Below are 12,281 nucleotides of genomic sequence, written 5' to 3'. Positions count from 1 at the left end.
TTTATATGATAAATATACTAATTCTGGTACATTTATAATATAAATACTTACGAATTTATGTAAATTTTTGTTTGAATTTATATCATGTAGTTAGAGTGCTCTCGCATTAGGGATTGTAGCGGTAGCCCACAGCCTGACGAAGGAAGTGCGAGGACTACAAGCGCAAAGCCCGACCCGACTTTTTTAGGAGGGGAATGCCAAAATAATTACCCTTTTATTTTTTGTAATGATGTTTTTATTCCTTTTATTAATGATGAGCTGAAGCCTTGGTGTTCCATTTCGTTGAGTCCTACGATGGTGCATCCTTGCGGGGTGGTTACTCTGTCTATGAGTTGTTCTGGGTGTACTTTTTCTTCTAGGAGCATTTTTGCGGCGCCTTTTGCGGTTTGTGCTGCTATGGCGAGTGCGGTTTGGGCATCGAAACCTATTTCTATTCCGGCTTGCATGGAGGCGCGAATGTAGCGTAGGGCATAAGCGGTGCCGCAAGCGCCAAGAACGGTGGCGGCATCCATTAGTTTTTCTTCGATTACGGGTGCTGTTCCTAGTTGTTGGAATAAGGAAATTGCTTTTTGGGCTTGGTTTTTGTCTTTTTCTTCGAACGAAATGCAGGTGGCTGATTCGCCAAATTGTATGGCGATATTGGGCATGATTCGTATTATTGTATGGTTGTTTTCTACTATATTTTGAAGGGTGTTTATTGTTGTGCCACTGACTGCCGATAGGATGGTTTTGTGCTTAATTTTATCAGAAATTTCTTTTAATACTGTTTCTGCCTGATGTGGTTTTACGGTTAGAATGATAATGTCGGCTTGTTGAATATTGTGTGTGTTGTTGTTAGAGATTTCGATTCCTTTTTCCTGTAAGTAGGAAATGGTTTCTTGGTTTCTTTTTGTAACGGTTACGTGATTGTTTGTTGTGTATTTTGTTATTCCTAAAGCGATGGCAACGCCTAAATTTCCGCCACCTATGATGTGTATTTTCATAATTTTAATTTTAAAAACCTAATATTAATCTGGCTATCCAAAAATAAATCATAATGCCAAATACGTCGTTTGTAGTAGTGATAAATGGTCCTGTGGCTATGGCTGGATCGATTTTCTTTTTGTGTAAAAATAGGGGGACTAATACTCCTAGTGTAGCGGCAAATAAGATTACTACTAACATAGAGATAGAGATTGCAAATCCTACTAAATATTGTTGGTACATTAGGGAATGATACAAAAATAAAAACAGGGATATTATTGTTCCTGAAATTAAGGCTACTGATAGTTCTTTAGATAAGTATTGTCTGCTGTATTGTTTTAGGGTTCCGTTTGCCAAGCCTTGTACGACAATTGCTGATGCTTGTACGCCAATGTTTCCGGCTGTAGCCGATAGCAATGGTACAAATATCATTAAAGTAAAATATTCCTGAACTGAGGTTTGGTTTCCTTCTAGTACTTTTGATGCAATAATTTCGATAACCATTCCGATTAAAAGCCAAGGTAATCTTGCTTTCATTAGTTCTAAAACAGTATCGCTAGATTCTACATCTTGGGTGATACCTGCTGCTAATTGGTAGTCTTTTTCGGCTTCTTCTTTTATTACATCTACAATGTCATCTATGGTAATTCGACCTACTAATCGGCCTAATTCGTCGGTTACAGGAATTGCTTCTAGGTCGTATTTTTGCATGATTCGAGCTACTTCAATATCTTCGGTGTCTACCATTACCGAGTTTAGTTTTTTGATGTAAACTTCGCTAATTGGTGTTTTTGTTGAGGTTGTAAGTAAGTCCTTGAGCGATAGTCTTCCTAATAATTTGTCTTGTTCGTCTACAACATATATAGAGTGTACTCGAGAAATGTTTTCGGCCTGAATTCGCATTTCTTTTATGCAGGTAAGTACGTTCCAGTTTTCGTAAACTTTTACGAGTTCTTTGTGCATGATTCCGCCAGCGGTGTCTTCTTTGTAACGTAATAAATCGACAATATCTTTGGCATGTTCTACGTCTTGAAGTTCTGATATTACTTCTTCTTTTTTGCTTTTAGAAAGTTCGGCAATAATATCGGCAGCATCATTGGTTTCTAATTCATCTAGTTCTTCGGCGATTTCTTTTGGGGATAATCTACTTAGTATGTTTTCTCTTAAATCATCTTCGAGTTCTAATAGAATTTCGGCTGTTTTTTCGGAATCTAAAACTTTAAAAATATAGGTTGCTTCGTCAAAATCTAGTTCGTCTAGAATTTCGGCAATATCAGCATGGTGCATGTCATTTAGCAAAAGCTCCAATTGTTGGTCGTCTTTTTGCTCAATAAGTTGCTCTAACTCTTTTATTAGATCTTTGCTGATTTTAAATTCCATCGGCTTCTATTTTTTTTGTCAGTTCTATAAATTGTTGCACGTCTAATTGTTCTGGGCGAAGATTAAAAACTTCGTCTTCCCGCAGAATATCCGACAAATTTAATGTTTTTAAACTGTTTCGCAATGTTTTTCTTCGTTGTTGAAAAGCCGTTTTTACTACTGTGAAAAATAATTTTTCGCCACATGGCAAACTATAATCTTTTTTTCTTCGCAAACGCAATACACCCGATTTTACTTTTGGCGGCGGGATAAATACGGTTTCATCGACTGTAAATAAATATTCGGCATCATAAAATGCTTGTACTAAAACCGATAGTATTCCGTAGGCTTTTGTTCCTTTTTTTTCGCAAATTCTTTGGGCTACTTCTTTCTGGAACATGCCTGCAAATTCTGGAATCTGGTTGCGATATTCTAAAGCACGAAACACAATTTGTGTCGAAATATTGTACGGGAAATTTCCAATAATGGCAAATTGTTTGCCTTCGAAAATTTCGTTAATATTGTATTTTAAGAAATCTTTAGAGATGATTTTATCTTTTAGTTTCGGGTAATTTTGATCGAGATAAGTTACTGATTCGGTATCTATTTCAATCACATAAGTTGTAACTTCTTTTGCTAATAAATACTTTGTGAGCACACCCATTCCAGGCCCTATTTCTAGTACATTGTCATAACCTTCTAGGTTTAAAGTGTCGGCAATGTCTTTTGCGATACTTTCGTCTTTTAGGAAATGTTGTCCGAGGTGTTTTTTTGCTTTTACTGCTTCCATAATTCTAATAGATTATTTTATTGTGTATTTTTAAGTTGATTAGATTTAGGTAGTCTAATCTTTAATAATCTATTTAATGTTCACTGATTACTTCCAATTCTGTTCTAAAAGCCAACATTTTATCCCCAAAAAGCTTTAATCCTTCTTCACGCATTTTTGGCGCATCTTCTTCATAATATTTTTGTAAAGTTTCTTTATTATCTGTTGTAAATTGAACAGAATAGGTAATTCCGCCCATTTCTTCTTCTATTAAAACTTTGACCATTCTGGCTGAGGTAAATTTACCTGTTGCTAAAACATCGGCAATGTGTTTTTCCTGCATCCAAGAAAACCATTGGTCGTGCACACTTTCGTGAATGTTTATTGTTACGTTGTATATTATCATATTTCGGTTATTTGTGGGTTTGGTTATTTGTGGATTCGAATAACCAAATCAACAAATAACCGAATCAACTTTTTATAAATTTGTATCTCCTCGTAATTTTCTGTAATTGTTTCTAGCTTCGACAAAATAAATACTGTCCTGGTGAGCGAAGATTATTTTCTCATAATACGTTTTTGCTTTTGCAATATCGGGTAGTTGTTTTCTGTAAATTTCGGCCGTAAAGAATAAGGCTTCATCTATGTAAATTCCGTTAGCGTGCTGGTCTATTATTTGTTGGTAATAGTTAAGTGCTTGAATAAAATTATTTTGTTTTTCGTATAGTTTTCCAATTCGTAGCAAAGTTATGTCTTCTATTTTTTCTCCTTTATGTTGCAGTAAAATAGTTTCAAATGCTTGTAATGCTTCGGTGTTTTTGTTTTGATACCCTAAAAAATCTGCTTTCGAGAATTTTTTTAAAGCCACTTGTGTCGAATCTTCGACAGTATTGTCGCTAATGAGTAAGAATAATTCCATCGAATCATTAGCTATAAGTTGCGATGTTGATGATTTAAGAACCGTAAATTGTTTTTGTGCCCAATCGAAATCTCCTTTGTAATAACTTGCTTTTGCCATTTTTAGACTGGCTTCGTGTGCGACTTGATCGTTTTCTAAACCGTCTTGTATTTGAGCATAATAAATAATGGCTTGGTTAAATTTTTCGTCTAGGAGTAAAACATCTGCCAACTCCATTTTTACAGCTGCTTTTTGGTAATTGTTTAAAGGTAAATCTAAAGCTTTGGTTAAAACTGTTTTAGCCGATTCGAATTGTTTTAAATAAAAGGCATCAAAATGTGCATTCAGAATTTGTAAGCGAATAGAATAAGGAGAAATTCCGTATTTCGTTAATAACAAATCGAGTTTTTCTTTTATAATTGGGTAGTCTTTTCTGATTGCTTTATTAATATCTATTGATATTAATTGATAATGAGCTTCCATTTGTAATTCTAAATCTTGTGTATTTAGTAAGATAAAATTTAAGATTTCGGTAGCGGTTTCTATCTCTTTATCATCGATAGTTAGCTTTGCTAAATTAATGATATTGCTTATATTATTGGCACTTCTTTTAAAAATTGCTTTTTCTTGTATAAATGCTTTTCCGTAGTCTTTTTGTTGAATAAAAAACCAACTCATAAACTGATTCCAAAAAATATCTTGTGATTTTTGGGTGCGAATAAGCAAGGCTTTTTTTAAACTATCTGAAAATTTTTTCTGAGAATCCTCAGACATAAAGCGTGTTAATTGGTTTTGTACCAATGGCGCATTTATGGGAAATTTAAATGAATAATCGAGCAGAGTATCGATCATTAAATCTATTTTTCCCAACTGACCTTGTAATAATGACACTTGATAATCGAAATTTGCCTCAGGATTACCTAAAGTTCCTAAACGATATGCCTCGATAGCTTGTTCGACCAATACTTTTTGCTCAAAATCTCGGGCAACCGCATATACGTTGTTTGGGTTTTCTTTTATTTTTTCGAGGGCAATTCTGTAGTTTTTATCGGCTTTATCGGTGTTTTTTTGCAACTGATAATTATACCCTAATTCGATATATAAATTGGGTTGTTTGGTTTTTTCTATTCTGTTTTTAATAATAGTTTCGGCCTTGTCAAATTGTTTTAGTTGTTGGAAACAAGTAACTTGCTTCTGAAAATAATTGTAATTATTGGGTTGGGCTTTTATTAAATCTTCATAAATAAGCGTTGCTTTGTCGAACTCACCTCTGTCAAAATAGTTTTGCGCCAATTGTTCGTTTTGCGAGAAAACAAACATTGGAAGTAACAAAACAATATATAGAAATAAGTTTTTCATGGGTAATATAACGATTTATGATTTGTATCGAAGTGTTTGTCTTTGTCATTTCGGCAAAGTAGAAATCTCACTTAATTATTTAATGTGATTCTTTAGTTTCTTAGAATGACAACTTTGTGTGTTTGCAATTAATAAAAATAAAATAGTCATTAAACAAATGATGTACTAATGTAACAATTTTTATGTTTCATTAGTACATCTAGACTTAAACAAGCTTAGTGTGATTGTTTTTTTTAGTTGATGATATCAAAACCTGTATATTTTCTAAGTACTTCAGGAATTACTATTCCTTCTGGTGTTTGATAATTTTCTAAAATTCCTGCCAATACTCTTGGTAAAGCAAGAGAACTTCCGTTTAAGGTATGTGCCAATTGGTTTTTACCTTCTTTATCTTTGAAACGTAATTTTAATCTATTAGATTGGAAAGTTTCGAAATTAGATACAGACGAAATTTCTAACCAACGATCTTGTGCTGTGCTAAAAACCTCAAAATCATAAGTTAATGCCGATGCAAAACCCATGTCTCCGCCACAAAGACGAAGTATTCTGTATGGTAATTTTAGTTCTTGCAAAATGCTTTTCACGTGTTCTACCATTCCTTCTAGTGCTTCATACGATTTGTCAGGATGTTCGATTCGTACGATTTCTACTTTATCAAATTGGTGCAAACGGTTTAGTCCACGCACGTGAGCACCCCATGATCCTGCTTCACGACGAAAACAAGGCGTATAACCTGTGCATAAAACGGGTAATTCGTTTTCGTTGAGAATAACATCTCTAAAAATGTTGGTTACAGGAACTTCGGCAGTTGGAATAAGATATAAGTTGTCTTTTGCATCGTGGTACATTTGTCCTTCTTTGTCTGGCAATTGCCCAGTTCCGTAGGCCGATGCTTCGTTTACCATGTGTGGTACTTGGTATTCTTGGTACCCCGCATCGGTATTTTTATCTAAAAAATAAGAAATAAGCGCACGTTGTAATTTTGCTCCTTTTCCTTTATAAACAGGAAATCCTGGTGCTGTAATTTTTGTTCCTAATTCGAAATCGACAATGTCGTATTTTTTTATCAATTCCCAATGTGGTTGTGCTTCTTCGTGCAAAACAGGAATGTCACCTTCCTGGAAAATGTTTAGGTTTTCTTCGGGTGTTTTTCCTTCAGGGACAATATCTGCGGGAAGATTAGGTAAGGTATATAGTTTGTCTAATAAATCTTTTGCTAAAGCTTCTGTAATTTCAGAGAGTTCTTTGGTTTTTTCTTTGTTTGTAGCAATTTTTTCTTTTAGAGCGGTCGCTTTTTCTTTTTCGCCGCTTTTCATCAAATCGCCAATTTCTTTTGATATGCTATTAGATTCGGATAAAATAGTATCTAATTCTACTTGTGTGGCACGACGTTTTTCGTCTATTTGTACCACTTCTTGAACAATACTGGTAGCATCGATGCTTCTTTTTGCCAAAGCTTTGATTACTTTTTCCTGATTTTCTCTAATAAATGCGATTTGTAACATAACTTGATTGTCTTTTTAAATGATTTACCCATTAAATTCTTAACCAGATATAAACATAGCGAAAGAGTTTTTGTAGCAAATTATTTTTATATTTAGCTATATTATTTATCTAAAAGCAAAGTTTTCTTATTTATAGAAATATAAATTTATGTTTCTATGTGGTTAATGTTTTAATAAGAACGCAAATTTAGTAATATTTGCTTTAATATTTTAAAAATAAGTCGATAATCCCAAACTAAATCCATCTGTAATTGCTGGTGGGTTATTAAGTATATCATGTTGTTTTTGAAACCGATAGTTTAATCTAATTACTGTTTCGGGAGTTGGTCTAAAACTTATTGCTGGCATTATACTCCAAATATCTTCGCCCATATTGCCACCAGTTTCGTTAAATTTTCCCACATTCCAATCGACATATTCTAGCCTACAAGCTAGATTTAGGGTTGCTTTTTCCCAATCTAGAATGGTTTTATTTACAATTGGTTGTACAATATCTATAAAGCCACCGTGTTGTTTGTTGCCAAATTGTTGTGTATATGTTGTGGGGACATCTACATTAATCCAGGCAAATTCGGCGGTTATAAATGTTTTAATTTTGGGTAGTGTGGTGTTAAAATCGATGGCAAACACATTAATTCTTCGTTTTTCATCTAAAATTATTCCGTCGTCTTGAAATTTATTATAAATTCCTCCCATGTATGAAATGCCTAATTCTCCTATTTTGTTATTTCGCAAGGCTAATTTGCCTGTAAATAAAGGTTGTCCGCTATTTATTTCTTCAAATCGTTCTGGGTTTTTTTTTGCTGCTGGTAAGAACGTTTTGTTTTCTTTGTTTTCAATGATTGAATTGTCGAAATTTCCAGTAAAATAAGCTTCATAACCTATCATCCATTTTCCGGAATATTTTTTTCCAAAAAAACCAGCTCCAGCATTGCTAAAGGTGCCTGGGAGCATTTGTGTTGCCGAAATTGGTCGGTCTGTAAACTCCCATTTTGGTCCATCATGGTTTTGATTGAAGGACCCAATAGGATTTAGAAGAATGCCTGCTCTAAAGTTTACTAGCGGATGAAATTCTACATCTACCGAAGCAAATTCTACCGCTACTTCTTTTCCGCCATCTTCAAATTCTATTTCGCTCAAAAATTTGACACGTTTGCTTATCGCCGATGACATAAAAATAGAGAGTCTTCTGGCTTGAAACTGATGCCCTTCTGAAACGCCATCGGTGGTAAGGTGTTGCCAATTTGTTTCTAGGTATCCTCCAATAGAAATTGGGGTTTTTTCGATATTTAGTGCAGGACGATTATACAAGGCATCCATATTTAATGTTTTTGTTGTGTCTTTTTGAATGCGTTTTAAAAGGCTTGCATCTATTTGAGCATGCGTTTTTGTGAGGCATAATAAGCTAATTATGAGTAAGAAAGTGGTCACTAGTGATCTCATTTCAATGATATTTTTAGGGTGTTGTTTTCTATTATTATGGGAAATTTTTTTAAATCTGAACTTGCTGGTCCACTTTCTACAATTCCTTTGTTATTAAACTCGCTTCCGTGAGCTGCACACTGTAATTTATCGCCAAAAGCCTGTAATTCTGCTCCTTGATGTGTACATTTCATGAGTAATGCGGCATAATTTTTGGCATCGAATCGATAAACGCAAATCGGGTATCGTAAAATTTCATTTTGAACGATTAGGTATTTTTTATAACCTGTTTTTTTATTGGTTTTTATTTCAAAATCAGTTATTGGTATTAAAATATTTGAGCCTTTTATTTCTTTGGTTAAAACCCGAGAAGTAGAACAACTCTCTAGTATTGATGTACTAATAATTCCTGCTAGACAACCAAAACCGCAAGTTTTTAGAAATTCTTTTCTATTCATGTTATAAAGATTTTAAGAATTTGATCAAAGCATTTTTTTCTCCCTGCGAGAGATTATTAAAAGCTGTTTTACTGTTTGTCGCTTCTCCGCCATGCATAGAAATGGCTTGTTCGATACTTCTTGCTCTTCCGTCGTGCATTAAAAAAACATTTCCGCCTTGAGCGTTTTCAGAAAGGCCTAATCCCCATAAAGGAGGTGTTCTCCATTCGTAGGTTTTTGCGCTTCCTTCTGTATATCCGTCATTTAATTCGCTTCCCATATCATGTAAAAGCAAATCGGTATATGGAGAAAAGGTTTTGAAGGATAAAGCACTAATTGGCGAATATCCTGTACTTAGATCTGCTTTATGGCAACCCACACAATTAATTTTATTAAATAAATTTTCTCCTTGAATAACTTGCGAATCGCCAGAATTGCGGCGAGGTGGTGCTTTTAATGTTTTTAGGTAAAAATCTACGTCGTTAACTATATTTGTTGCTATTTCGGGATCAATTTCTTGGTTAGTATATACGTCGATCGGGTTATAAGTTGAGGTAATTCCGATGTCTTGATTGTATGCGGTGACTGTTTGATGTAATAAATTGAAAGTTGCCGCTTTTTTTCCGAAGCGACCTATGTGTTTTCCGTTTTGCGATATTGCATCTACTGGATTTATGTATTCGGGAATTAAAATCCAGTTGGGCACTCCAGATATGCCATCGCCATTAGCGTCATTGGGGTCGGACATGGCTAGTATATCTGCATCGGTAATAAATTGCAAAAATCCTAAACCAGTATTGGCTGGTGGTGTAAATTTTGAAAAAGTTGCTCCAAGAGGAATTTGTTCGGGCATAAATCCAGGTAATGCTCTGTTTTGTAATTGAGGACCACCTAAGTGCAAAAATATATTCCCGTTTTCATTAGGTTGCCCAAATCTTGTGAGCGTGGTAAAGGGGTGTCCCTTCCCGTCGCCAGCATGACAACTAATGCAACTTGTGGCTACAAATGTAGATCCCAAACCAGTTTCTCGTGTAAAGACTTCATTAAAAGCGGCATCGCCTTTTAGGAATCTTGCTGACTCTTCGGTTGAAAGCCCATCTATAGGGCCGTCTAAAATTTCGTCATCTTTAGGAATAGCAACATAAGATTCATCACAAGAGTAGAGAATAGTGATAAATAGTAATAAAAATATTTTTTTCATTATACTTAATTTATTTTTAGGCAAAACTAAAAAATATATTAACATAAAACAAAATATATAATTATATTTGCTAAATTTAATTTTTTAAATATGGGAAAATCTCTAGAAGAAGTTCATGAATCTGTTTCTACACAAAACAAGACTAGTATTTTAAAAAAGATATTAGCCTTTTTTGGACCAGCTTATTTGGTTAGTGTGGGGTATATGGATCCTGGAAATTGGGCGACAGATATAGCTGGCGGAAGCCAATTTGGTTATACATTACTTTGGGTTTTACTCATGAGTAATATGATGGCATTGCTTTTGCAGAGTTTGAGTGCACGATTAGGTATTGTAACCCAACGAGATTTAGCACAAGCATCGCGTGAAACTTATTCGCCATTTATAAACTATATTCTTTATTTTCTTGCCGAAATTGCTATTGCTGCCTGCGACTTAGCAGAAGTTTTAGGAATGGCAATAGGGATTAATTTATTGTTTGGTATTCCACTCATGCAAGGCGTAATGATTACCGTTTTAGATACCTTTTTATTGCTTTTTCTAATTAATAAAGGCATTAAAAAAATGGAAGCTTTTATTATTGCCTTAGTCATGATTATAGGGGTATCCTTTATTTTCGAAATGATTTTTGCAGCACCAGAAGTAGGAAGTGTTCTAAAAGGACTAATCCCATCTATGCCAAACGAAAATGCCCTTTATATAGCTATTGGAATTATTGGTGCAACGGTTATGCCACACAACTTATATTTGCATTCGTCATTGGTTCAGACCAGAAAATTTGATAGAAGTACTGCCGGAATTAAGCAAGCTTTGAAATATAATTTTATCGATTCGACCATAGCCTTAAACTTAGCTTTTTTTGTAAATGCAGCGATTTTAATTTTGGCAGCAGCCACATTTTACAAAAACGGACTATTTGAAGTTGCCGAAATTCAAGACGCACACAAACTTTTAGCACCAATGTTAGGGACTAATTGGGCTCCTGTATTGTTTGCTGTTGCGCTTATTGCAGCTGGTCAGAGTTCGACTATTACAGGGACACTAGCGGGGCAAATTATTATGGAAGGTTATCTAAATTTGCGTATCCAGCCATGGGTTCGTCGTATTATTACCAGATTAATTGCCATTGTTCCTGCAGTGATTGTAATTTCTGTTTTTGGCGAAAGTGTAACTGGGAAAATGCTTATTTTGAGTCAGGTAATTTTGAGTTTACAACTTGGGTTTGCTATTATTCCACTTATACATTTTGTTTCAGATAAAGATAGAATGAAAGGTTTTGCTATTTCTAAAACCACTCAAATTGCTTCATGGATTGTTGCTGTTATTATAGTTTCGCTAAATGCTAAATTGGTTTTCAATGAGATTAAAGATTGGTTAGAAACAGCTGAAAACCCAATAATATTGTGGTTTACAGTTGTTCCGTTATCTATTGGTTTTTTAATCTTGTTGCTTTATATTGTTTTTAAACCATTTATGACTAAATCTAAAATTAATATTCAAAACCATTTGCCACACAATATGGTGCTTAAGTTTTCGGCATCTGAAACGTACAGTAAAAAGAACATTGCTATTTCTGTCGATTTTTCTTCGGCCGATGAGCTGGCGATAAATGCAGCGTTCGAATTAGGTGGAATTGAAGCGAGCTACACCTTAATTCATGTTGTAGAAACAGTAGGAGCAATGCTTTTTGGGAAAAATGCCGATGATCACGAAACCTCGATAGATGAAAAATTGTTGAAAGAATATGAAGTAATGCTTTGCAAAAAAGGATTTAAAGTGTTCACTATATTAGGTTTTGGCAAACCAGACAAAGCGATTCCGAAAATTATAAACCAAGGGAATTATGATGTTTTAGTTATGGGAACTCATGGTCATCGTGGCATAAAAGATTTGCTTTTTGGTACAACAGTTAATAAATTGCGCCACGAAATATCTATCCCGTTATTTATCGTTAAAAAATAAAGTTTAACCACAAAGCACACTAAGAAATCACAAAAAAAAGGAAGAGCAATACCAATTTAGCTTTAAAAATACTGGAATATTTATTGAGGATGTTGTCATTCCGAGGAACGAGGAATCTCATAATTTGAATAACTTGATGAGATTCCTCGTTTCTCGGAATGACAAACTGTATGTTTTTTTATCCCAGTAAATTTAAACTTTAAATGGTATTAACACACGCTACAAGTAATTTGGGTTTTAGACTTAATTTGAAGTTAGTTTTGCATTTAGAAGATTTGGCAAATCCGAAATAAAGCTTAATTTAGCTCTAAACTACTTGTAGAAAACTAGTTAACATTAACGATTCTTAAGACCTATTATTTGTGTTTGAAAATAATTTTAACATTTAATTAAACATAAATCTGTT

General features: G+C 34.2%; 10 protein-coding genes. 1 reads left to right on the top strand and 9 read right to left on the bottom strand.

Annotated features, from left to right (window positions below; all coding sequences use genetic code 11):
- Positions 1-206 precede the first annotated feature (206 nt).
- The 9 genes from proC to B0A57_RS10605 all read right to left on the bottom strand — a co-directional run bounded on the left by proC (position 207) and on the right by B0A57_RS10605 (position 9,913).
- Positions 207-983: a pyrroline-5-carboxylate reductase gene (gene proC / locus B0A57_RS10645; RefSeq protein ID WP_011962247.1), complete on the bottom strand. Its 777-nt coding sequence runs from the start codon at positions 981-983 to the stop codon at positions 207-209.
- A 10-nt stretch (positions 984-993) separates the two neighbouring features.
- Positions 994-2,343, bottom strand: a complete 1,350-nt coding sequence (mgtE, locus tag B0A57_RS10640; protein WP_011962248.1) for a magnesium transporter — start codon at positions 2,341-2,343, stop codon at positions 994-996.
- A complete protein-coding gene (gene rsmA, locus B0A57_RS10635) occupies positions 2,333-3,112 on the bottom strand; it encodes a 16S rRNA (adenine(1518)-N(6)/adenine(1519)-N(6))-dimethyltransferase RsmA (protein WP_011962249.1) in 780 nt (259 codons plus the stop codon). Before rsmA ends, mgtE begins: the two co-directional genes overlap by 11 nt.
- 73 nt (positions 3,113-3,185) lie before the next feature.
- Positions 3,186-3,497, bottom strand: a complete 312-nt coding sequence (locus tag B0A57_RS10630) for a DUF4286 family protein (protein WP_034101002.1) — start codon at positions 3,495-3,497, stop codon at positions 3,186-3,188.
- Positions 3,498-3,569: 72 nt separating this feature from the next.
- On the bottom strand, positions 3,570-5,348 hold the full coding sequence (locus B0A57_RS10625) for a tetratricopeptide repeat protein (RefSeq protein ID WP_011962252.1): 1,779 nt from the start codon (positions 5,346-5,348) through the stop codon (positions 3,570-3,572).
- A 233-nt stretch (positions 5,349-5,581) separates the two neighbouring features.
- Positions 5,582-6,853, bottom strand: coding sequence for a serine--tRNA ligase (gene serS / locus B0A57_RS10620; RefSeq protein WP_038465793.1), 1,272 nt, complete (start codon positions 6,851-6,853; stop codon positions 5,582-5,584).
- Positions 6,854-7,063: 210 nt separating this feature from the next.
- Positions 7,064-8,296: a hypothetical protein gene (locus B0A57_RS10615; protein WP_034097192.1), complete on the bottom strand. Its 1,233-nt coding sequence runs from the start codon at positions 8,294-8,296 to the stop codon at positions 7,064-7,066.
- Positions 8,293-8,733 (bottom strand): ubiquinol-cytochrome c reductase iron-sulfur subunit, encoded by a 441-nt coding sequence (locus B0A57_RS10610; protein ID WP_034097194.1) that lies wholly within the window; start codon positions 8,731-8,733, stop codon positions 8,293-8,295. The genes B0A57_RS10615 and B0A57_RS10610 overlap by 4 nt, the downstream gene beginning before the upstream one ends.
- Position 8,734: 1 nt before the next feature.
- Positions 8,735-9,913, bottom strand: a complete 1,179-nt coding sequence (locus B0A57_RS10605; RefSeq protein WP_034097214.1) for a di-heme oxidoredictase family protein — start codon at positions 9,911-9,913, stop codon at positions 8,735-8,737.
- 90 nt (positions 9,914-10,003) lie between these two features.
- Here B0A57_RS10605 and B0A57_RS10600 point away from each other — a divergent pair, with 90 nt between their 5' ends.
- Positions 10,004-11,875, top strand: a complete 1,872-nt coding sequence (locus tag B0A57_RS10600) for an Nramp family divalent metal transporter (RefSeq protein WP_011962257.1) — start codon at positions 10,004-10,006, stop codon at positions 11,873-11,875.
- Positions 11,876-12,281 lie beyond the last annotated feature (406 nt).

This window comes from Flavobacterium psychrophilum DSM 3660 = ATCC 49418 (genome assembly GCF_002217405.1).
Lineage (GTDB): Bacteria > Bacteroidota > Bacteroidia > Flavobacteriales > Flavobacteriaceae > Flavobacterium > Flavobacterium psychrophilum.
Note: the sequence above shows the minus strand (reverse complement) of the source record. Positions and strands in the feature narration are given on the sequence as shown.

Coding starts and splice junctions, on each gene's coding strand:
- B0A57_RS10630 (WP_034101002.1), bottom strand. CDS start 3,497: ATGATAATATACAACGTAACAATAAACATTCACGAAAGTGTGCACGAC.
- B0A57_RS10625 (WP_011962252.1), bottom strand. CDS start 5,348: ATGAAAAACTTATTTCTATATATTGTTTTGTTACTTCCAATGTTTGTT.
- rsmA (WP_011962249.1), bottom strand. CDS start 3,112: ATGGAAGCAGTAAAAGCAAAAAAACACCTCGGACAACATTTCCTAAAA.
- B0A57_RS10610 (WP_034097194.1), bottom strand. CDS start 8,733: ATGAATAGAAAAGAATTTCTAAAAACTTGCGGTTTTGGTTGTCTAGCA.
- serS (WP_038465793.1), bottom strand. CDS start 6,853: ATGTTACAAATCGCATTTATTAGAGAAAATCAGGAAAAAGTAATCAAA.
- B0A57_RS10605 (WP_034097214.1), bottom strand. CDS start 9,913: ATGAAAAAAATATTTTTATTACTATTTATCACTATTCTCTACTCTTGT.
- B0A57_RS10600 (WP_011962257.1), top strand. CDS start 10,004: ATGGGAAAATCTCTAGAAGAAGTTCATGAATCTGTTTCTACACAAAAC.
- B0A57_RS10615 (WP_034097192.1), bottom strand. CDS start 8,296: ATGAGATCACTAGTGACCACTTTCTTACTCATAATTAGCTTATTATGC.
- mgtE (WP_011962248.1), bottom strand. CDS start 2,343: ATGGAATTTAAAATCAGCAAAGATCTAATAAAAGAGTTAGAGCAACTT.
- proC (WP_011962247.1), bottom strand. CDS start 983: ATGAAAATACACATCATAGGTGGCGGAAATTTAGGCGTTGCCATCGCT.